Source organism: Kitasatospora sp. GP30 (assembly GCF_029892145.1).
Classification (GTDB): domain Bacteria; phylum Actinomycetota; class Actinomycetes; order Streptomycetales; family Streptomycetaceae; genus Kitasatospora; species Kitasatospora acidiphila.
The window spans coordinates 59,728-79,852 of the sequence record NZ_JARZAH010000011.1 but is presented as its reverse complement, the minus strand read 5'-3'; the positions used below and the strand labels follow the sequence as shown (position 1 = coordinate 79,852).

Sequence of the window (20,125 nt, the reverse complement as noted above, 5' to 3'; positions counted from 1 at the left end):
GCCAGACGATCGGGCGCGAGCTGGACCCGCCGGCTCGGCGGTAGCCCGGTCGGCACCTGATCGACCGCGCCCGCCCCCGTCGGCGGGGCTCGGCCGGTCAGGGCCAGAAGCAGCCGCACTCCAGATGCGGGGAGAGCCGCAGCCGGCGGGCCATGCCGTCCGCCGCCGAGATCTCGCACCAGCCGTCGATACTGGGCGGCCGCTCCCCGTCGAGCAGCAGCAGCGCGTGCAGGGCGGCGAGCCCGGCCACCGCGGTGGCCAACGCGCCGTCACAGGCGGGCTCCCTGGCCCGCCCCGGCCCCTCGGCGGCGAGCTGGGACAGCAGCCGGGGCCAGCCGGAATCCTGATCGGTGCGACTGAGCACCAGGCAGCCGCCGCAGGCGGAGGCACCGGGCAGCACCAGGGGACCGACCACCCCGAGATGCTCCACCACCCCGACGTACAGGTGCGGGATGCCGGCCCGCATCAGCTCCCGGGCGGCGGCCGCGCTGCCGGCGAACGCCCCGCTGCCGTCCCGCGGCGCGAACACCACCAGATCGGGGACCGGCCGGCCGGCACCCGCGAGCTCGACCGGGCCCTCGGGCGCCGGCACCCGGCCGGCGGCGCGCTGAACCGCCTCGCGCGCCGCGGTGGCCCGAGGTCGACCGATCTCACGGACCGTCAACCCGCCGGGCGCGCAGTCCCCGGCGGCCACCCGGCCCTCGTCCAGCACCTCGACCGAGCCGACCCCGGCCGCCGCCAGGGTGGTCGCCAGCGCGGCCCCGACCCGCCCGGCGCCGCGCACCTCGACCCGCCGCCCGGACCGCCGCCCCAGCACCCCCGCGCCCTGCCCCGGCCCGGGATGGAGCAGCGAGAGCGACGCCAGATCGGGCCCGAGCTGGTCCCGCCGGCTCGGCGGCAGCCCGGCCAGTGCCCGATCGACCGCGCCCGCGTCGTCCAGCAGGCCGGTCTCGGCCAGCGAGTGCAGGGTCTGTTCGACTGCGGAGGGCTCAAGCCCGAGATCGCGCGCGGCGGCGGTGACGGCGGCGGCGTCACGCTCCCCGTCGAGCAGCGCCAGGAAGGCGCAGAATCGCTCATCGGCCCGGGAGACCAGCTGGGCCCGGTCGGGAAGCGTGCCGAACTGCAAGGTCTCCTGGTCACGCCAGGTGCGGGAGAGCGCGGACTTGAGCACGGGACGCATCGGACACTCCGCTCCGGAATCGGTCGACTTCACTTAGTGAGGTCATCCTGCTCCGATTCCGTCCGTCCACCAAGCGCGTTATCCACAGGCTGGGGATGATGATCCGATCGGAGGCGCGGGCCAAGGCGGTACTTTCCGGTCGATTGGGTCGAAGAATTCGGCCGAGGCACCGGACTTCTGTCACAGACAGCCGGTAACGTCGTGTGCCATGGCAGCCGAACGGGACTCCAAGCCCTCGGCGTCGCCTCGGCGTGCCCGGGCAGCTGCCGGGTCACGGCTCGCGACGCCCGGTTCGCGCGGGCGGCCGGCGCCCCCGGCGACGGGAGAGGAGCCGCCCCCCGCACAGGCTCCGCCGCCGCAGCCCCCCGGCCAGCCCGGCCAGGTCGAGGTCCGCCGCAGCGCCCGCCGCAGCCGCACCGTCTCCGCCTACCGCGAGGGCGACCGCACGATCGTGCTGATCCCGGCAAGGATGTCGGTGGCCGAGGAGCAGCGCTGGGTGGCCCAGATGCTCGACCGGCTGGCCGCCCAGGAGAGCCGCCGAGCCCTCGGCGACGACGCCCTGGCCGAGCGCGCCGAGCGGCTGTCCGTCGACTACCTCGACGGCCGGGCCCGCCCCGACCAGGTCCGCTGGGTCACCAACCAGAACTCCCGCTGGGGCTCCTGCACCCCCAGCGAACGCTCCATCAGGCTCTCCCACCGGCTCCAGGGCATGCCGGGATACGTGCTCGACTACGTGCTGCTGCACGAGCTGGCCCATCTGCTGGTGCCGGACCACGGCCCGAACTTCTGGGCCCTGCTGGAGGCCTATCCGCGCACCGAGCGGGCCCGAGGCTATCTGGAGGGGGTGGCCTCCGCCGCCCGGCTGCCGCACATCCCGGGGGCCCGTGGCACGGGCGAGCCCGAGGTGTGCGGCTGAGCGACCGCACAGGCGCCACCAGCCCCACAAGCGTGACCTGCTGCGCAAGCCTGAGCAGCCGCGCAAGTCAGACGGGCGGCACAAGCCTGAGCAGCCGTCCCAGGGGCCGTCAGCCGATCAGCTCGCGGGCCAGCCCGACGAGCCGCCGCACCGAGTCGTCGGTCAGCTCGGGCAGCTCGTCCCAACCGAACCAGCGCAGGTCCAGCGACTCCTCGCTGATCAGCTCCCGGGCCCCGGCGGGGGCCAGCGCCAGGTACTGCACGTCCAGATGGGTGTTGGCCGGGCGGTCCTTGCCGGTGCAGTGCACCTCGTGCCGGTCCAGCTGGACCGGCACCGGCCGACCGCCGGGCGTGCCGTCGGCGGAGAGCAGCGCCAGCCCCGCGATCCCGGACTCCTCGGTGGCCTCGCGCAGTGCGGCGGCCCCCAGGGTGGCGTCCGCAGGCTCGCAGTGCCCGCCCATCTGCAGCCAGAGCCCGACCTTCGGATGGAGGGTCAGCAGCACCCGGCCGGCCGCCGGGTCCACCACCAGCGCGCTGGCGGTGATGTGTGCGGGCAGGCAGGACTTGTACAGCCCGTCCTGATGGGCCGCCAGGTGCGCCAGGTAGTCCCGGCGGAGCCCCTCCTGCGCGGCATCGGCGGGCGCCCAGGCGTCGAGCACCCGGACGGCGTCGGCGTGCGTCATGCCTCGGGGCCGTCCTTCTTCTCGTCCTGCTCGTCCTCATCCGTCTGCGTCTGATCCGTCTGAGCCGTCTTGCCCGGCTCCGCGCCGCCGCCCGCCGCCTCGCCGAGCAGCCGCTCGATCGCGTCGAAGTCCAGTCCGTCCGCGCCGGGCTCGGCGTCGCCCCGGTGCACGAAGCCGTCCGGGTCGTCCAGGTCGGCGGCGGTGGGCAGCATGTCGGGGTGCTGCCAGAGGGCGTCCCGGCCCTCGATGCCGCGGGCGTCGGCCAGCGAGGCCCACAGCCGGGAGGCGTCGCGCAGTCGGCGCGGGCGCAGCTCCAGGCCGACCAGGGTGGCGAAGGTCTGCTCGGCCGGGCCACCGGTGGCCCGGCGGCGGCGCAGCGTCTCGCGCAGTGCCGAGGACTGCGGCAGGTGCGGCTCGGCGGCGGCGTGCACCACCGCGTCCACCCAGCCCTCGACCAGTGCCAGCGCCGTCTCCAGGCGGGCCAGTGCGGCCTTCTGCTCGGGGGTGTCCTCGGGCTGGAGCATGCCGCCGGAGAGCGCCTCCTGAAGGGCCTCGGGGTTCTCCAGGTCGAGGCGGCCCATCATCTCCTCCATCCGGGAGGTGTCCACCTTGATGCCCCGGGCGTAGGCGTGGACGGCGCCGAACAGGTGGGCCCGCAGCCACGGCACATGGGTGAACAGCCGCTGGTGGGCGGCTTCGCGCAGGGCCAGGTAGAGCCGCACCTCGTCGGCGGGGACGCTCAGCCCCTCGCCGAACTCGGCGATGTTCTGCGGCAGCAGTGCCGCCTTGCCGGCCGGGGCCAGCGGCAGACCGATGTCGGTGGAGCCGAGCACCTCGGCGGCCAGCGCGCCGAGCGCCTGGCCGATCTGGGTGCCGAACATGGCGCCGCCCATCGAGCGCATCACGCCCATCAGCGGGCCGGCCATGGCCTGCATCTCCTCGGGCAGCACGCCGCCCATGGCGTTGCCGACCCGCTCGGCGACCGGGTCGACCAGCTCCTGCCAGACCGGCAGGGTGGCCTCGATCCACTCGGCCCGGCTCCACGCCACCGCGCCGGCCGAGGAGGTCGGGAACTCGGTGGCGGAGTCCAGCCAGAGCTCGGCCAGCCGGACCGCCTCCTCGACCGCGGCGCGCTCGGCGGCGCCGACCGAGCGGTCCTTGCTGCGGCCCTCGGGCTGCTCGGCCACCACGGACTGCCGGGCGATGTCCTTGGCCAGCTGCCAGTTCACCGGGCCGCCGTCGAACGACAGCATCTGGCCGAGCTGCTGGAAGGCGGCGCCCAGGTCGCCCGGGTTGAGGCCGCCCATCATGGCCGCGAACGGGTTGTCACCGGAACCGCCCTGGCCGCCCTGGCCGCCGGCGCCGCCGGCGCCGAACAACCCGCCGAACGGGTTGGCACCGCCGAAGCCGAACGGCGGCTGCGGCTGCTGCGGCTGGTTCGCGCCGGACTGGCCGCCGGACTCGCCGGACTTGTCGTTCTTGTCGCCGCCCTTGTCCTTGCCCTCCTCGGGCTCCTCGGGCGGGACACCGAATCCGAAGGGGAGGTCGCTCACTGGGTCCTCGATCTGGTCGGCCGTCACGCGCGGGTGCTGTGGCGGGAAAGCAGCTAGCAGGTCGGAGCGGGCACGCCCGCGCCGGGTGCGTCGCCGGGCCCGCTCCTCGGGCAGGATGGACGGTACGTGACACTCGTACGTACGCACATAAGCTAACCGTGGAGGATGGCCGGTGAGTTCCCCGTCTTCGGACGTTCGCTCTGGGCTGACCGGAGACGAGGAAGCCCAGGTAGTGCCCGGGTCCGCGTCCCCAGCCTACGGCGGCAGACCGCTCACCGTCGCCGTCACCGGTGCCGCGGGGGTGCTGGGCGGCCGGGTGGCCGCCCGGCTGGTGGCCTCGCCCGGGGTACGCAAGGTCCTGGCGATCGACGACCGCCGGGGCGAGACCGCCGGCGTGCAGTGGCGGGTGCTGGACGTACGCGATCCGGCGGTGGCCGAGCGGCTGCGCGGGGTGGACGTGGTGGTCCACCTGGCGATGGACCTCGGCATGGAATCGGACCCGCGGGTCCGCAGCGCCTACAACGTGCGCGGCGCCCAGACCGTGGTGACGGCCGCGGCGGCCGCCGGCGTGCAGCGGGTGGTGCTCTGCACCTCCGCGATGGTCTACGGCGCGCTGCCGGACAACGAGGTGCCGCTCGCCGAGGACTCCGAGCTGCGGGCCACCGAGGAGGCCAGCCTGGTCGGCGACCTGCTGGAGATCGAGCGGCTGGCCCGGCGGGCGCCGCGGGCCCACCCTGGCCTGCAGGTGACGGTGCTGCGGCCGGCCGTGGTGGTCGGGCCGGGCATCGACACCGTGCTGACCCGGCACTTCGAGGCGCCCCGGCTGCTGGTGGTGGCCGGCTCCCGGCCGTGCTGGCAGTTCTGCCACGTGGACGATCTGGCGGCCGCGCTGGAGTACGCGGCGCTCGGCCTGGTCGAGGGCGAGGTGACGGTCGGCTGCGACGGCTGGCTGGAGCAGGAGGAGGTGGAGGCGCTGTCCGGGATCCGCCGGATGGAGCTGCCCGCCTCGCTGGCCCTGGGCACCGCGGCCCGGCTGCACCGCCTGGGCCTGACCCCGGCGCCGGCCGGCGACCTGGCGTACACCATGTACCCGTGGGTGGTCTCCGGCAGCCGGCTGCACGAGGCCGGTTGGCGACCGCAGTACGGCAACGAGGAGGTGCTGGCCGAGTTGCTGGCCCAGGTCGCGGGCCGGCACGCGGTGGCCGGGCGGCGGCTCGGCGGCAAGGAGGCGGCCACCAGCCTGGGTGCGGCCGGCGCCACGGTGGCCCTGGTCGGCACGGCCGCACTGGTGCGCCGGGCCCGCAAGCGGCGCCGCTACTGAGGTCGGTCGGTTGTGCGGTCCGACAGTTGCCGGGTCGGGCCGCCGGTGGCCCATGATTGGGCCATGTCCGAGAACCACGACCCCATCCGCCTGCTGGCGATCCGTGAGACGCCGCTCTCCCTCGACGAGGTCTACGCGGCGGTCGGCGACGACGCGGCCGGCGGCACCACGGTCTTCGTCGGGACGGTCCGCGACCACGACGGCGGCAAGTCGGTGACCGCGCTGGAGTACAGCTGCCACCCGACCGCCGAGCGCGAGATGCGCCGGATCGCCGAGAAGGTGGTAGCCGACTTCCCGGTGCGGGCGCTGGCGGCGGTGCACCGGGTCGGGCGGCTGGAGATCAACGACGCCGCGGTGATCGTCGCGGTCTCCTGCCCGCACCGGGGCGAGGCCTTCGCCGCGGCCCGCAGGCTGATCGACGACCTCAAGCACGAGGTGCCGATCTGGAAGCACCAGATCTTCGCGGACGGCCAGGAGGAGTGGGTCGGCGCGGGCTCCTGCTGAGGGGCGCGGGCGGCCACCGGGGCGCCCGTCCGGCGCCGGGCGGGCGCCTGGCCCGGCCGGGCTACCCTGTTCGGCGGCAGCCGGGTAGATGAATCAGTCCACCGGGTGGCAGCGACAGGACCGCCGTAACCCGTATGGCGTCAGCGCCGTTCTCCGTCCGGCCGGTTAATGTGCTGATAGGCACGACGGAGCTGGGAGGACGGACATGGGAGCGCTGGCCTGGTTGGGGATCCCCGTCGGTGCGGGGGTACTGGCCCTGCTCTGGGCGGCCTGGGCCGCGCGGCCGCCGCGGGCCACCGGTGACGGCGCCTCGCTCGCCGAGCACCAGCGGTTCCTGGCCGCGATGGAGCGCAGCACCGGCAGCCACCAGGTCCCGGACCGCCAGGGCAGCTGACCCCGGAGCCCGCTGACCCGGCGGGCGCACGGCGGGCCCGGTCCCGTACTGTCGTGGCATGCCACGCCGCTCTGCGACGATGCTCGCCGCCACCCTGATGCTCATAGTGCTGCTCTGCGTCTCGGTCGTGTTCCACGTCCCGTACACCCAGCTGAGCCCGGGGCCGACCTACAACACGCTCGGTGCGCAGGACAAGTCCGGCACCCCGGTGATCTCCATCTCGGGCCACCAGACGTACCCGACCTCCGGCCATCTGAACATGACGACGGTGCAGGTCACCGGAGCCGACTACCAGCCCAGCCTGGTCTCGGTGGTGGTCGGCTGGCTGAGCAGCGACCAGCTGGTGGTGCCGCACAGCACCGTCTACCCGGCGGGGCAGACCGAGCAGCAGTCGCAGCAGCAGAACGCCGAGGACTTCGTCAACTCGCAGGACAGCGCCAAGACCGCCGCGCTGACCCAGCTCAGCATCCCGGTCGGCAAGGAGGTGATGGTCTCCTCGGTGGTGGCCGGCGGCCCCAGCGACGGCAAGCTGCACGCCGGCGACCGCATCGTCGCGGTGGACGGCACCCAGGTCACCGACGCCGCCCAGGTGGGCAAACTGGTCTCGCCGCACAAGCCGGGCGACACCGTGGTCTTCACCGTCGTCCCGCACGACAAGGACAGCGTGAACCCGAGCACGGCCGACCAGACCCAGGTCGCGATCACCACCACCAAGGCCCCCGACGCCGACCGGGCGATGGTCGGGATCGTGCCGGCCAACGGGCACAGCTACCCGTTCAAGGTGGACATCGGGCTGCAGGACGTCGGCGGGCCGAGCGCCGGGTTGATGTTCGCGCTCGGCATCGTGGACAAGCTCACCCCCACCGACCTGACCGGCGGCCGGTTCGTGGCCGGCACCGGGACGATCGACGACAGCGGCAAGGTGGGCCCGATCGGCGGCATCTCGATGAAGGTGATCGCCGCCCGCAACGCCGGGGCCCGCTACTTCTTCACCCCCAGCGACAACTGCGCCGAGGCGAGCCGGAACACCCCCGCCGGGCTGCGGTTGATCAAGGTGAACACCCTGGACGACGCGCTCAAGGCACTGGACCAGCTGCGGGCCGGCCAGGACGCGGCGCTGCCGTCCTGCTCGGCCCACTGACCGCGGGGCGCTAGGGCCTCAAGAGCCGGCCCTGGTCAGGCGAAGGTCGCCAGCAGCGCCTGGGTCAGCCCGGGCACCAGGTCGGGGCCGGTCAGCACCTCGCGCGGCAGGTCCTTCTCGCGCAGCCGCAGCGCGGTCTCCTTGCTGCCGTCGCGCAGCACCGCGGCGGTGATCCGCACCTCCTGGCGGTCCGGGTGGTGCGCCACCCAGTCGTTGAGCTTGGCCCCGCTGGTGCCGGCCGGCTTGGTCCGCTCGGCGTTCGGCGGCAGCATCAGCCGCTCCACCACCAGTGCGCAACCGGCCACACCGGGCGGCCAGGCGATGGTGCCGAGGAACTCGTCCAGCTCCATCCCGGCGGGCAGCTCGTCCTGCTCGACCGGGGTGAGCGAGCCGTCGTGCGACGCGTCCAGCCCCAGCTGCCGGGCCACCGCCGGGTTGCTGCGGCGCAGCTCGGCGCTGTCGACCAGGGCGAACAGGCGGGTGGGCCGGTCCCACCCGAGCGAGCCGACGTACTCGTCGATCTCCAGGGCGGCACGGGTGAGCGGGGTGGCGGCCGGCAGCAGGCCGGAACCGTCGGGGGTGAAGCTGGCATCGGACATGGCTCAATCCTCACATGCCGTCCGCGCTGCCGGGACGCACCGGGCCCGGCCCCTCGGGGCGCGGCCCGGGAACTCGGGAAAACCCTGATTAAGTTGCTCACAGGCGGGGCGCCGGGTTCGGTGGGCCCGCCGGACGAACCGCTCACAACAGCAGAGGTGCCCCCTTGGTCTTCCAGATGCCCGACCGCGGCGGACCGGCGTTCCGGCCGCGGGTCGGCCCGCCGTCCCGGCGCGCCAAGGTCCTGCTGCTGACGGTGGCCGCGCTGCTCGCGGTCTTCCTGGCGTTCGTGGTGTTCGCCGGCGTCTGGACGGACTGGCTCTGGTTCCGGTCCGTGCACTACTCCTCGGTCTACCGCACCCGGCTGGCCGTCGAGCTGGGGCTGTTCGGCGTGTTCGGGCTGGTGATGGCCGCGACCTGCGCGCTCAGCATGTGGCTGGCGTACCGGCTGCGGCCGCCGCTGTCGGCGATGTCGCCCGAGCAGCAGAACCTGGACCGCTACCGGATGGGCATCGTGCCCTACCGCCGCCGGCTGCTGCTGGGCGTCTCGCTGCTGATCGGCCTGGTCGCGGGCGGGGCGGCCGCCGGGCAGTGGCGGCTGTGGCTGCTGTGGACCAACGGCACGCCGTTCGGGGTGCGGGACAGCCAGTTCCACCTGGACGTGGCGTTCTACGCCTTCGACCTGCCGTGGTACCAGTTCCTGCTGGCCTTCGCGCTCAGCGTGGTGGTGGTCTCGGTGCTGGGCGCGCTGCTGGTGCACTACCTGTACGGGGGCCTGCGGCTGCAGGGGCCCGGGCGGCGGGCCAGCGCCGGGGCGCAGGGGCAGCTGGCGGTGCTGCTGGGGATCTTCGTGCTGCTGAAGGCGGTCGGCTACTGGCTGGACCGGTACGCGCTGGCGGTGAAGACCGGCGCCTACAAGGGCGTCGCCGGCTACACCGGGCTGCGCTACGTGGACGCCAACGCCTATCTGCCGGCCAAGACCATCCTGTGCTGCGTGGCGCTGATCTGCGCCGTGCTGTTCTTCCTCACGCCGGTGCGGCGCACCTGGGCGCCGGCACTGCTGGGCTTCGGCCTGATGGTGCTCTCCGCCGTGCTGATCGGCGGGCTCTACCCGGCGATCGTGCAGCAGTTCCAGGTGAAGCCCAACGAGCAGGCCAAGGAGACGCCGTACCTGCGGCAGAACATCGACGCCACCCGGCAGGCGTACGGCATCTCCGGCGTGCAGACCAGCCAGTCCGCCCCGGCCAAGTCCGCGGACGCCACCGCGCTGGCGCCGGACGCCGGGACGATCGCGGACATCCGGCTGCTCGATCCCAACATCGTCTCGCCGACCTTCCAGCAGGTGGAGCAGCAGCGCTCCTACTACGGCTTCCCGGGCACCCTGGACGTCGACCGCTACCCGACGGCCCAGGGCGGCGTGCAGGACACCGTGATCGGGGTGCGCGAGCTGGACCTGAGCGGGGTGCAGCAGCGCAACTGGATCAACGACCACTTCAAGTACACCCACGGCTACGGCGTGGTGGCCGCCAAGGGCAACCAGGTGGACGCCGGCGGCCAGCCGGTCTTCACCGAGTCCGGCCTGCCGGCCACCGGTGCGCTGGGCAGCTACCAGCAGCGGATCTACTACGGCGAGAAGACCACCGACTACGCCATCGTCGGCGGCACCAACAGCGAGATCGACTACACCTCGGACACCGGCCAGCAGACCTACCGCTACCAGGGCGACAGCGGGGTCTCGCTGGACGACCCGATCACCCGGGCCGCCTACGCGGTGGAGTTCGGCGAGCCGCAGCTCCTCTACTCGGGGGCGATCAGCGGCGGCGCCCGGGTGCTCTACGACCGCACCCCGGAGCAGCGGGTGGCCAAGGTCGCGCCCTGGCTGACCGTCGACGGCGACCCGTACCCCGTGGTGCAGAACGGCCGGCTGGTCTGGGTGCTGGACGGCTACACCACCTCGGACGGCTACCCGTTCTCCTCCAAGACCACGCTGGGCTCGGCCACCAGGGACTCGTTGAGCGGCAGCCGGGGCAGCGCGATCGGCGCCGACCAGGTCAACTACATCCGCAACTCGGTGAAGGCCACGGTGGACGCCTACACCGGCGCGGTGACGCTCTACCAGTGGGACGACCAGGACCCGGTGTTGAAGACCTGGATGAAGGCCTTCCCGGGCACGGTCGAGCCGCGCTCCGCGATCCCGGCCGGGCTGCTGCCGCATCTGCGGTACCCGCAGGACCTGTTCAAGGTGCAGCGCGACCTGCTGGGCATGTACCACATGACCGACCCGAACTCCTTCTTCAACGGGACGGACATCTGGCAGGTGCCGGCGGACCCGACCAACGACCGCGGCCAGGCGCAGCCGCCGTACTACCTGACCGTGCGGATGCCCGGCACCCAGAGCGCCGCCTTCTCGCTGACCAGCACCTTCGTGCCCAGCAAGCGGGAGAACCTGGCGGCCTTCATGGCGGTGGACTCCGATCCGGGGCCGGACTACGGGACGATCCGGATCCTCAAGGTGCCGAGCGACTCCGGCACCCCCGGGCCCAACCAGGTGCAGGCGAAGTTCAACTCCGATGGCAGCGCCGCCGTTTGGCTCAGCCAGGTGAAGAACGGCGGCGACTCCGAGGTGGAGTACGGCAATCTGCTGACCCTGCCGGTGGGCGGCGGATTCCTCAACGTGGAACCGGTGTACGTCAAGGCGCGCGGGGCCAAGTACCCGGTGCTGCAGAAGGTGTTGGCGGTGTACGGCACGGACACGGTGGCGTTCGAAGGCAGCCTGCACGATGCGCTGGCCGGGCTGTTCGACGGGAGCAGCGGCGGGGCCACCGGGGTGGCGCCGCCCGGCGGGGCCGGGGCTTCGGCGGGCTCCGGCGGCGGGTCGACCGCGCCGCCGACGGCAGCCGGCGGCGTCGACCCGGCGCTGCAGAAGGCGCTGGACGACATCCACAAGGCCTTCACGGACGGGCAGAACGCCTTCAAGGCGGGCGACTGGGCGGCGTTCGGCGCGGCCCAGAAGGCGATGCAGCAGGCGCTGGACGAGGCGACCGCCGCCGAGCACAAGACGCCGCCCGCGGCCTCGCCCTCGCCCACCGCCTCCGTGGCGCCGGCCAGTCCGGGGTCGGCCAGTCCGGCGCCGGCCGGCTCGGGGCCGGCGGCCGCACCGCCGCCGTCGGGCAGCCCCGGCCCGTCGGCCAGCCCCTCGCCGTAGCCGCTGAGCTGGGCCCTCGCGCTCCCGCCCCGACGGGTGGTGTGCGCGGGGGCCGTCGTGATCGTGCTATGGTTAACCCACAACGACGCGGGGTGGAGCAGCTCGGTAGCTCGCTGGGCTCATAACCCAGAGGTCGCAGGTTCAAATCCTGTCCCCGCTACTCAGGCCGAAGGCCCGGAGGTTTTCCTCCGGGCCTTCGGCGTTTTCCGGGTTCGTGACGTGTTCCGGCCCGTCGTGACGGCACCTCGGCTGTACCAGTCGTGTCGGCACCCCTTGACCGCCCATTTGGTCTAGTCCACTCTGAGTCCGGCCCCCGCCCTGCAGGCCCCCATACACCAGCAGGCCGGAGGTGCGTGCTCCATGCTCCCTGCCCCCACATCCGCATCCGCCGATCAAGGAGCTGACCCGTGCACCGAGCCGCCAGACAGATCCACGGTCAGGAGCCCCCTGGCAGACCCGCGCTCAGAGCCGCGTTGGCAGGCCTGGCGGCCTTCGCCGTCGCGGTGGGCGGCGCGGTGCTGCTCACCACCGGCAGCGCCGCCGGCGCCGACGCCGCCAACCTGCTGCAGAACCCCGGCTTCGAATCCGGCACCCTGGCCGGCTGGAGCTGTACCGCGGGCTCCGGCACCGTGGTCACCAGCCCGGTGCACAGCGGGAGTTACGCCCTGCGGGCGACCCCGGCCGGCAGCGACGACGCGCAGTGCACCCAGCAGGTCCCGGTGCTGCCCGACTCGACCTACACGCTGAGCGGTTGGGTCCAGGGCGACTACGTCTACCTGGGCGACAGCGGGACCGGCGCCACCGACACCTCCACCTGGAGCAGCAACTCCGCCTGGAACCAGCTGAAGACCAGCTTCACCACCGGCGCCGGCACCACCAGCGTCACCGTCTACCTGCACGGCTGGTACGGCACCGGCGCCTACGGCGCGGACGACCTGGTGCTCTCCGGCCCGGGCGGCACCGGCTCGCCGACCCCCACCACGGCACCGCCCACCACCCAGCCGCCGACCACGCCGCCGCCGACCACCCAGCCGCCCACCTCGCCGCCGCCCACCACCCCCGCCCCGGGCGGCAACAAGCACCTGCTGACCGGCTACTGGCAGGACTTCGACAACGGCGCCACCGACCAGCGGATCAGCGACGTCAACCCGGCCTACGACATCATCGCGGTGGCCTTCGCCAACGCCACCACCACGCCGGGCCAGATCGCGTTCAGCCTGGATCCGACGCTGTCGAGCAAGCTGGGCGGCTACACCGACGCCCAGTTCAAGGCGGACATCGCGGCCAAGCACGCGGCCGGCACGAAAGTGGTGCTCTCGGTCGGCGGCCAGAACGGCGCCGTCTCGGTGAGCGACTCCGCCTCCGCCGCCGACTTCGCGAGCAGCGCCTACGCGCTGATCCAGCAGTACGGCTTCGACGGCGTCGACATCGACCTGGAGAACGGCGTCAACTCCACCTACATGAGCCAGGCGCTGCACTCGCTGGCGAGCCGGGTGGGCAGCGGCTTCGTGCTCACCATGGCGCCGCAGACCATCGACATGCAGTCCACCGGGATGGAGTACTTCAAGCTGGCGCTGGCCGCCAAGGACATCCTGACCATCGTCAACACCCAGTACTACAACTCGGGTTCGATGAACGGATGTGACGGCAACGTCTACGCCGAGGGCAGTGAGAACTTCCTCACCGCACTGGCCTGCATCCAGCTCCAGGGCGGCCTGGCGCCCAGTCAGGTGGGGATCGGCGTGCCGGCCTCCACCAGCGCGGCGGGCAGCGGCTACGTCTCGCCGAGCGTGGTGGACAACGCGCTGGACTGCCTGGCGAGCGGCTCCACTTGCGGCTCCTTCAGGCCGCCCACCACCTGGCCGGGCATCGGCGGCGCGATGACCTGGTCGACCAACTGGGATGCCGGCAACGGCAATTCCATCGCGACCTCGGTCGGCGGCCACTTGCACGGCATGCCCTGACCGACGCACGGGGCCCCTCACCCGTATCTCTCACCCCCACGAAGAGAGAAGGAAGAGAACCGAATGCGCAGAAGCAGTCGCACGGCCTGGGCGGTGACCTCCGCGGCCGGACTCCTGCTGGGCGGCGCCCTCTCGGTGCTGGGCATGGCGCATGCCCAGGCCACCTCGGGCGCCCCGGCGGCCGTGCCCGGCAACACCACGGGCGCGCCGGCCACCTCGGGCGGCATGAAGGTCGCCTACTACGACCAGTGGTCGGTCTACCAGAACGCGTTCTACCCGAAGAACGTGGACACCACCGGTGAGGCCGGCAAACTCACGTATCTGCTCTACGACTTCGAGAACATCGACCCCGTCAACCTGACCTGCTTCGAGGCTGACTCGGCCGCCTCGCAGGACGAGAACGACCCCAACGCGGGTGACGGCGCCGGGGATTCGTATGCCGACTACGGCAAGACCTTCGCCAACGGCAACTCGGTGGACAACTCCACCGACACCTGGAACCAGCCGCTGGCCGGCAACTTCCACCAGCTGCAGGAGCTGAAGGCCAAGAACCCCAACCTCAAGGTGCTGCTGAGCATCGGCGGTTGGACCTACTCCAAGTACTTCTCGGACGCGGCGGCCACCGACGCCTCGCGCAAGAAGCTGGTCTCCTCCTGCATCGACATGTTCATCAAGGGCAACCTGCCGGTGCGCAACGGCTACGGCGGCACCGGCACCGCGGCCGGCATCTTCGACGGCTTCGACCTCGACTGGGAGTACCCGGGCGGCGGCGGCCACCTCGGCAACCACTCCTCGCCGAGCGACAAGCAGAACCTCACCGCGCTGCTCGCCGAGTTCCGCAGCGAGCTGAACGCCCAGGGCGCCACGGACGGCAAGGCCTATGCGCTCTCCGCGGCGCTGCCGGCCGGCCAGGACAAGATCTCCAACGTCGAGACCGACAAGATCGGCCAGTACCTGACGTTCGGCGACACCATGACCTATGACATGCACGGCGGCTGGGAGCCCACCGGGCCGACCAACCACCAGACCCCGCTCTACGACAACCCCGCCGACCCGTCCAACCCGATCGCCCCCGGCAGCTCCAAGTACTCGATCGACGAGGCGGTCAAGGCGTACACGGTCGGCGACCCGCAGTACGGCATCCCGGGCGGGTTCCCGGCCGGCAAGCTCAACATGGGCGACCCGTTCTACTACCGCGGCTGGACCGGCGTGCCGGCCGGCGGCAACCACGGGCTGTTCCAGACGGCCACCGGACCCGCGCCCGGCGCGGCGGACTCCGGCAACGTGGCCGGGGTCCGGATGTACAAGGAGCTGTCCGGCGTGGTGGACAACGCCGCCGACACCTTCTGGGATCCGGCCGCGCAGGCCGCGTACTTCTACGACGGCACGAACTTCTGGTCCGGCGAGGACCCGCAGTCGCTCCAGGCCAAGGCCGACTACCTGCACTGCAACGGCATGGGCGGCTCGTTCATGTTCTCCCTCTACGACGACCCGAGCGCGACGCTCTTCAACGACGCGGTGAACGACACCAACGGCTCGGCGGCCAACTGTCCGGCCCCGCCGACCAGCGCCCCGCCGACCACCGCGCCCCCGACCACCGCACCGCCCACCACGGCACCTCCGACCACCGCACCTCCGACCACCCAACCGCCCACCACCACCCCGCCTCCGCCGCCCGGCGGACCGGTGGTCAACGGCGGCTTCGAGACCGGCACGCCGGCCCCGTGGACCTGCACCGGCAACCTGGGAGCGGTGGTGAGCAGTCCGGTGCACTCCGGCTCGTACGCCCTGGCGGGCGCCGCCAGCGCTACGGATGACGCCCAGTGCTCGCAGACCATCACGGTCAAGACCAACACCACCTACACGCTCTCCGGTTGGGTGCGGGGCAACTACACCTACCTCGGGGTGACCGGCTCCGGCGCGGACACCTCGACTTGGACGAGTAGCCCCAACTGGAGCCAGCTGTCGACCAAGTTCACCACCGGCGCCTCGGTCACCTCGGTGACGATCTGGTTGCACGGCTGGTACGGCCAGGGCACCTACTACGCGGATGATGTCACTGTCGGGTGATGATCCGTGAGCTGACCGTCCACCAGGAGCTGTGCCATTGATAAGCGGTGGCACAGCTTCCGGTACTATGGGTACACGCTCGCACTATCACGCTTGCACAACGGGGGTTTGTGGGGCGCAAGTGTCGGGAAGTCGACAAAGCGCTGAAGCAATTCCCGCCGGCTTCGGTCCGGCCCGGCAAAAACGCGCGGGCAGGTGTACGCGGGTGTTCAGGTGATGCGACGATGGACCACATGGGGGACGGGGCACGGCTGTTGACTGGCCGTGAGTCGACGTGCGTCCCCGGCCGATGCCCAGGCATTCGGGGGGAGTGGGAGTCGGCATGAAGCTGATCGGCAGGAACCAGCCGGGCTCCGACGCCACCCGCTCGTCCGCCCTCGACGGCGCCACCGAGCCGCTCACCACGGACACCGAGACCGCCCCGGTGCCGGCCCAGCGCGGCCTGGCCCGCACCGGCTTCGGCCCGGAGAGCCTGGAACCGGTCCCGCTGCCCCAGGTCGGCGGCCGCTACCCGGCCCCGGCCGACCTCACCATGCCGGACCCGGCCGAACCGGGCGCCCCGGCCGTGCTGGACCCCACCGACCCGCAGAGCTTCGAGAACGAGCTCGCCGCCCGCGAGTCGGCCGCCCTGGAGCAGCGCCACCGGGCCGCCGCCGAGGCCGGCGACCCCAACGCGGCCAGCCAGCTGGGCGTCCTGCTGCTGCGCCGCGGCGACCTGGACGACGCCGAACCGCACCTGCGCAGCGCCGCCGCCGCCGGCCTGCGGGCCGCCGCCAACAACCTGGGAGTGCTGCTGCACCAGCGCGGCCACCGGGCCGAGGCCGGCCAGTGGTGGCGCCAGGCCGCGGTGGCCGGCAGCGCGCCGGCCGCCCACGCCCTCGGCCTCTTCCTGCGCGACCAGGGCGACGAGGAGGCCGCCGAGTACTGGCTGCACGTCGCCGCCGACCACGGCCACTCGCTCGGCGCCTACGCGCTGGGCGATCTGATGGAGCATCGGCGCGATGTGCGGGCCGAGCGCTGGTTCAAGCTGGCCGCCGACGCCGGCCACCGGGAGGCCGCCTACCGGCTGGCCCGGATGCGCGAGGCGGCCGGCGACAAGGAGAGCGCCGAGACCTGGTACCGCACGGCCGCGGTGCGCAGCCACGCCCGGGCGGCGCTGCGGCTCGGCGTGCTGGTCGAGCAGCGCGCCGACGGCGACCAGGCGCTGCGCGAGGAGGCGGCCCGCTGGTACCGGCAGTCGGCGCAGAACGGCGAGCCGCGCGCCGCCTGCGCGCTGGGCTTCCTGCTGCGGGACGCCGGCGACCTGCCGTCGGCCGCCGAGTGGTGGCAGGAGGCGGCCGAGGCCGGGGACGGCAACGCGGCCAACGCCCTGGGCGCGCTGCACGCCGGGCGCGGCGAGGACGGCGCCGCCGAGCGCTGGTACCGGGCCGCGCTGGAGGCCGGCGACCACAACGGCGCCTTCAACCTGGGCCTGCTCTGCGCCGGTGCCGGGCGGGACGCGCAGGCCGAGCAGTGGTACCGCCGGGCCGCCTACGCCGGCCACCGGGAGGCCTGCAACGCGCTGGCCGTGGTGCTGCTGCAGCGCGGCGACGAGGCGGGTGCCGTGCCCTGGTTCTCCAAGGCGGCCGAGGCCGGCAGCGTGGACGGCGCCTTCAACCTCGGTGTGCTGCACGCCGGCCGCGGCGAGCAGCAGCAGGCCCACGAGTGGTACGCCCGGGCGGCGGCCGGCGGGCACGGCGAGGCGGCCCTGCAGCTGGCGGTGGCCAAGGAGCAGCGCGGCGACCTGCCCGCCGCCATGGAGCGCTACCGGCAGGCGGCCGAGGGCGGCTCCGCCGAGGGCGCGTTCCGGCTGGCCTCGCTGCTGGACCGGCGCGGCGACGCCGGCGAGCAGGCCGAGCACTGGTACGCGGTGGCGGCCGACGCCGGGCACAGCCGGGCCCAGGTGCGGATGGGCGTGCGGGCGGCCGAGCGCGGCGCGCTGGAGATCGCCGAGAGCTGGTACCGGCGGGCCGCCGAATCCGGCAGCCGCAGCGCCGCGTTCAACCTGGGGCTGCTGCTGGCCCGTCAGGAGCGGGAGCCGGAGGCGATGCTCTGGTACACCCGGGCCGCCGACGCCGGGCACGGCCGGGCCGCGCTGCGGCTCGCCCTGCTGGCGCTGCGGCGGGGCGAGCCGGTGCAGGCGGAGAGCTGGTGCCGGCGGGCGGCCGACTACGGCCCGGCCGAGGTGGCCGAGCGGGCGGCTCGCCTACTGGACGCGCTGCACCCGGAAATGACGGCCTGACAGCTACTACGGGTCCTACACGCTCAGGCGGCGCAGGGCCTCCTGGTGCAGCAGGCCGTTGGAGGCCACCGCGTCGGCGCCGTTCGGTCCGTCGATGCCGTCCAGCCCGGTGAAGCGGCCGCCCGCCTCCTGCACCACGATGCACGGGGCGGCCATGTCCCACAGGCTCAGCTCCGGCTCGGCGGCGATGTCCACCGCGCCCTCGGCCAGCATCATGTACGACCAGAAGTCGCCGTACGCCCGGGTCCGCCAGCAGGCCCGGGTGAGGTCCAGGAACGGGTCCAGCCGGCCGCGCTCCTCCCAGCCGCTGAGCGAGGAGTAGGAGAGCGAGGCGTCCTCGATCCGGGACACCCCGGAGACGTGGATCCGCCCGGCCTTGGCCAGGCTGCGCCCGGCGTACGCGCCCAGCCCCTTGGCGGCCCACCAGCGCCGCTGCAGCGCGGGCGCCGAGACGATCCCGACCACGGGGTGCTGCTCGCCGTCCGGCCCCTCGTCGAGCAGCGCGATCAGGGTGGCCCAGACCGGCACGCCGCGGATGTAGTTCTTGGTCCCGTCGATCGGGTCGATCACCCAGCGCCGCGGCCCGGAGCCGACCAGTCCGAACTCCTCGCCGAGCACCGCGTCCCGCGGCCGGGCCCGCTGCAGCACCGAGCGGACCAGCTCCTCGGCGGCCTTGTCGGCGTCGCTCACCGGCGTCAGGTCGGGCTTGGTCTCGACCTTCAGGTCCAGCGCCCGGAAGCGCTCCAGGGTGACCGAGTCGGCCGAGTCGGCGAGCACGTGGGCGAGGCGGAGATCATCGTGGTAGTCGGCCATGGGTCGAACAGTACCGTCTCGTGTCCGGCGTCAGCGGGACCCGTTCAGCGTCCGGTCCCGCTCAACTTGAGGCCGACGGCGCCGGCGATGACCAGGGTGATGGAGACCAGCTTGAGGGTGGAGGTGGACTCGTCCAGCCAGATCATGCCGTAGACGGCGGTGCCGGCCGCGCCGATCCCGGTCCAGACGGCGTAGGCGCTGCCCACCGGGAGCTGCTTCAGCGAGAAGGTGAGCAGGCCGAAGCTGGCGAGCGCGAACAGCGCGAAGGCGATGGTCGGGGCGAGCCGGGTGAAGCCGTGGCTGAGCTTGAGGTTGACCGCGAACCCGGTCTCCAGCAAGCCGGCGAGGACCACCATGAGCCAGGCCATAGGGGGCGCCTCCTCGGATGATCAGCAGTTGGTCCTACTGTCACCCGAAGGGCTCGGTGGCGCTGCCCGCCACGCCGTCAGTCCTCCTCCCGGGCCTCCCGGGAGGCGAGCAGCCGACGCAGCGAGTAGAGCCGGGCGGGCTCGGCGTGGCCGTCGGCCACCCAGGCGTCCAGCGCGCAGTCCGGCTCGTCGTGGCTGCAGGCGCGCGGGCAGTCGACGGTACCGGGCTCCAGGTCGGGGAAGGCGAGGATCACCCGGGACGGGTCGATGTGCGAGAGGCCGAAGGACCGGAAGCCGGGCGTGTCGATCACCCAGCCCGAGTTCAGCGCCTGCTTGGAGCCCTCGCGCACCCCCGGCGGCGGGGGCAGCCGCAGCGCCAGCGCCGAGACCGTGGTGTGCCGGCCCCGGCCGGTGACCGCGTTGACGTCACCGGTGATCCGCTGGCGGTCCGGCACCAGGGCGTTCACCAGGGTGGTCTTGCCCACCCCGGAGTGCCCGATGAAGACGGTGGCGAGCCCGCGCAGATGCTCGCGGACCGCCTCGGCGCCGGCGGACTCCAACTCGTCCCGGCGGGTCACCACATGGGCGATGCCCAGCGGGGCGTAGGCCTCGAGCAGCGGCTCGGCGGGCGCCAGGTCGGACTTGGTGAGCACCAGCAGCGGCTCCATCCCGGCGTCGTAGGCCGCCACCAGGCAGCGGTCGATCAGCCGCGGCCGCGGCTCCGGGTTGGCCAGCGCGGAGACGATGGCCAGCTGGTCGGCGTTGGCCACCACGATCCGCTCGTAGGGGTCGTCGTCGTCCGCGGTGCGGCGCAGCACGGAGGTGCGCTCCTCGACCCGGACGATCCGGGCCAGCGTGTCGGGCTCACCCGACAGGTCGCCGACCAGGCTGACGTTGTCGCCCACCACGACGCCCTTGCGGCCCAGCTCACGGGCCTTCATGGCGGTGATCACCCGCTCCCGCTTGGTGCCGGGCTCGATCAGGCAGGTCAGGCGGCCGCGGTCGACGGTGAGCACCATCGCCTCGGCGGCGTCCTCGTGCTTGGGCCGGATCCGGGTCCGCGGCCGGGAGCCCCGGCGGGCCGGGCGGTTGCGGATGTCGTCCTCGTCGGCGTCTTTGCCGTAGCGGCGCATGGT

Annotated in this window: 16 protein-coding genes and 1 tRNA gene; 10 read left to right on the top strand and 7 right to left on the bottom strand. The window is 73.1% G+C overall.

The genetic code is table 11. The features are described from left to right. Positions 1-97: 97 nt before the first annotated feature. Entirely contained in the window at positions 98-1,180 is a 1,083-nt protein-coding gene (locus P3T35_RS18495; RefSeq protein WP_101382119.1) for a ThiF family adenylyltransferase, read from the bottom strand. Positions 1,181-1,388: 208 nt separating this feature from the next. Between P3T35_RS18495 and P3T35_RS18490 the strand changes: the two genes are divergently transcribed. Next, positions 1,389-2,096: a M48 family metallopeptidase gene (locus tag P3T35_RS18490; RefSeq protein ID WP_101382120.1), complete on the top strand. Its 708-nt coding sequence runs from the start codon at positions 1,389-1,391 to the stop codon at positions 2,094-2,096. A 109-nt stretch (positions 2,097-2,205) separates the two neighbouring features. Here P3T35_RS18490 and P3T35_RS18485 read toward each other — a convergent pair whose 3' ends face one another. After that, positions 2,206-2,778, bottom strand: a complete 573-nt coding sequence (locus tag P3T35_RS18485) for an NUDIX hydrolase (RefSeq protein WP_101382121.1) — start codon at positions 2,776-2,778, stop codon at positions 2,206-2,208. Next, positions 2,775-4,331: a zinc-dependent metalloprotease gene (locus P3T35_RS18480; RefSeq protein ID WP_101385245.1), complete on the bottom strand. Its 1,557-nt coding sequence runs from the start codon at positions 4,329-4,331 to the stop codon at positions 2,775-2,777. Before P3T35_RS18480 ends, P3T35_RS18485 begins: the two co-directional genes overlap by 4 nt. A 232-nt stretch (positions 4,332-4,563) precedes the next feature. Between P3T35_RS18480 and P3T35_RS18475 the strand changes: the two genes are divergently transcribed. From P3T35_RS18475 to P3T35_RS18460, 4 genes are all read left to right on the top strand, one after another. Then, positions 4,564-5,652, top strand: coding sequence for an NAD-dependent epimerase/dehydratase family protein (locus P3T35_RS18475; RefSeq protein WP_101382122.1), 1,089 nt, complete (start codon positions 4,564-4,566; stop codon positions 5,650-5,652). Between the two features lie 63 nt (positions 5,653-5,715). After that, complete coding sequence (locus tag P3T35_RS18470; RefSeq protein ID WP_101382123.1) at positions 5,716-6,156, top strand: molybdenum cofactor biosynthesis protein MoaE; 441 nt, start codon at positions 5,716-5,718, stop codon at positions 6,154-6,156. Between the two features lie 205 nt (positions 6,157-6,361). Next, a complete protein-coding gene (locus P3T35_RS18465; RefSeq protein WP_101382124.1) occupies positions 6,362-6,550 on the top strand; it encodes a hypothetical protein in 189 nt (62 codons plus the stop codon). Between the two features lie 58 nt (positions 6,551-6,608). Then, positions 6,609-7,691, top strand: a complete 1,083-nt coding sequence (locus P3T35_RS18460) for a PDZ domain-containing protein (protein ID WP_101382125.1) — start codon at positions 6,609-6,611, stop codon at positions 7,689-7,691. A gap of 35 nt (positions 7,692-7,726) precedes the next feature. Here P3T35_RS18460 and P3T35_RS18455 read toward each other — a convergent pair whose 3' ends face one another. Beyond that, positions 7,727-8,290 carry a PPA1309 family protein gene (locus tag P3T35_RS18455; RefSeq protein ID WP_101382126.1) on the bottom strand — a complete coding sequence of 188 codons (564 nt, stop codon included), beginning with the start codon at positions 8,288-8,290 and terminating at the stop codon, positions 7,727-7,729. 176 nt (positions 8,291-8,466) lie between these two features. Here P3T35_RS18455 and P3T35_RS18450 point away from each other — a divergent pair, with 176 nt between their 5' ends. The 5 genes from P3T35_RS18450 (at position 8,467) to P3T35_RS18430 (ending at position 17,808) form a co-directional block, all read left to right on the top strand. Then, a complete protein-coding gene (locus tag P3T35_RS18450) occupies positions 8,467-11,493 on the top strand; it encodes a UPF0182 family protein (protein WP_101385246.1) in 3,027 nt (1,008 codons plus the stop codon). Positions 11,494-11,579: 86 nt separating this feature from the next. After that, positions 11,580-11,653 (top strand) — tRNA-Met (locus P3T35_RS18445). Positions 11,654-11,966: 313 nt separating this feature from the next. Beyond that, a complete protein-coding gene (locus P3T35_RS18440; RefSeq protein WP_348533420.1) occupies positions 11,967-13,457 on the top strand; it encodes a glycosyl hydrolase family 18 protein in 1,491 nt (496 codons plus the stop codon). 63 nt (positions 13,458-13,520) lie between these two features. Next, entirely contained in the window at positions 13,521-15,527 is a 2,007-nt protein-coding gene (locus tag P3T35_RS18435) for a glycosyl hydrolase family 18 protein (RefSeq protein ID WP_101382127.1), read from the top strand. A gap of 322 nt (positions 15,528-15,849) precedes the next feature. Beyond that, positions 15,850-17,808: a tetratricopeptide repeat protein gene (locus P3T35_RS18430; protein ID WP_280706831.1), complete on the top strand. Its 1,959-nt coding sequence runs from the start codon at positions 15,850-15,852 to the stop codon at positions 17,806-17,808. Between the two features lie 15 nt (positions 17,809-17,823). Here P3T35_RS18430 and hisN read toward each other — a convergent pair whose 3' ends face one another. The 3 genes from hisN to rsgA all read right to left on the bottom strand — a co-directional run bounded on the left by hisN (position 17,824) and on the right by rsgA (position 20,122). Continuing rightward, complete coding sequence (hisN, locus tag P3T35_RS18425; protein ID WP_101382128.1) at positions 17,824-18,621, bottom strand: histidinol-phosphatase; 798 nt, start codon at positions 18,619-18,621, stop codon at positions 17,824-17,826. A 44-nt stretch (positions 18,622-18,665) separates the two neighbouring features. Continuing rightward, a complete protein-coding gene (locus P3T35_RS18420; protein ID WP_101382129.1) occupies positions 18,666-18,989 on the bottom strand; it encodes a multidrug efflux SMR transporter in 324 nt (107 codons plus the stop codon). A 77-nt stretch (positions 18,990-19,066) separates the two neighbouring features. After that, the gene (gene rsgA, locus P3T35_RS18415; protein WP_101382130.1) at positions 19,067-20,122 is read right to left on the bottom strand and encodes a ribosome small subunit-dependent GTPase A; all 1,056 of its coding nucleotides are present in this window, start codon (positions 20,120-20,122) and stop codon (positions 19,067-19,069) included. Between the last annotated feature and the right edge of the window lie 3 nt (positions 20,123-20,125).

Bases quoted from the DNA above. Each gene is read 5' to 3' on its own strand.
- P3T35_RS18485 (WP_101382121.1), bottom strand. From the start codon at position 2,778: ATGACGCACGCCGACGCCGTCCGGGTGCTCGACGCCTGGGCGCCCGCC.
- P3T35_RS18495 (WP_101382119.1), bottom strand. From the start codon at position 1,180: ATGCGTCCCGTGCTCAAGTCCGCGCTCTCCCGCACCTGGCGTGACCAG.
- P3T35_RS18490 (WP_101382120.1), top strand. From the start codon at position 1,389: ATGGCAGCCGAACGGGACTCCAAGCCCTCGGCGTCGCCTCGGCGTGCC.
- hisN (WP_101382128.1), bottom strand. From the start codon at position 18,621: ATGGCCGACTACCACGATGATCTCCGCCTCGCCCACGTGCTCGCCGAC.
- P3T35_RS18420 (WP_101382129.1), bottom strand. From the start codon at position 18,989: ATGGCCTGGCTCATGGTGGTCCTCGCCGGCTTGCTGGAGACCGGGTTC.
- P3T35_RS18470 (WP_101382123.1), top strand. From the start codon at position 5,716: ATGTCCGAGAACCACGACCCCATCCGCCTGCTGGCGATCCGTGAGACG.
- P3T35_RS18450 (WP_101385246.1), top strand. From the start codon at position 8,467: ATGCCCGACCGCGGCGGACCGGCGTTCCGGCCGCGGGTCGGCCCGCCG.
- P3T35_RS18435 (WP_101382127.1), top strand. From the start codon at position 13,521: ATGCGCAGAAGCAGTCGCACGGCCTGGGCGGTGACCTCCGCGGCCGGA.
- rsgA (WP_101382130.1), bottom strand. From the start codon at position 20,122: ATGCGCCGCTACGGCAAAGACGCCGACGAGGACGACATCCGCAACCGC.
- P3T35_RS18455 (WP_101382126.1), bottom strand. From the start codon at position 8,290: ATGTCCGATGCCAGCTTCACCCCCGACGGTTCCGGCCTGCTGCCGGCC.
- P3T35_RS18465 (WP_101382124.1), top strand. From the start codon at position 6,362: ATGGGAGCGCTGGCCTGGTTGGGGATCCCCGTCGGTGCGGGGGTACTG.
- P3T35_RS18460 (WP_101382125.1), top strand. From the start codon at position 6,609: ATGCCACGCCGCTCTGCGACGATGCTCGCCGCCACCCTGATGCTCATA.
- P3T35_RS18430 (WP_280706831.1), top strand. From the start codon at position 15,850: ATGAAGCTGATCGGCAGGAACCAGCCGGGCTCCGACGCCACCCGCTCG.